The following is a 279-nucleotide window of genomic DNA, read 5'->3' on the forward strand; positions in this document are numbered from 1 at the left end:
AAAGTCGGCTCTTTCTTTGCATTAGCCACATATTTTCTCTAATTTTCCCCTAGTAGCTTTAGAATTCTTTTAATGTTTACCGTAAATATAGCCATGGCGCCTTGCAACTCCATGCTAATTAGACCCGAGGATTTTGCCACATTATACCCGTGTCTGTGTTTTAATTCACTATTTTTCGCTTCAATTTTATAACGCTCTTTAGACTTTTCCTTAAAATATCCACTTTTCTGCAATTGTGATTGGGATGAATGTTTATCAGACTTAAGGGAAACAGAATAT

1 protein-coding gene is annotated in these 279 nt (G+C 35.1%); it reads right to left on the reverse strand.

What is annotated here, in order from left to right; genetic code table 11:
• Positions 1 to 38: 38 nt before the first annotated feature.
• A partial coding sequence (locus COD11_RS19825) for a transposase (protein WP_176551158.1) occupies positions 39 to 279 on the reverse strand: 241 nt, incomplete at its 5' end.

Source organism: Bacillus sp. AFS040349, from assembly GCF_002577655.1.
Lineage (GTDB): Bacteria > Bacillota > Bacilli > Bacillales > Bacillaceae > Metabacillus.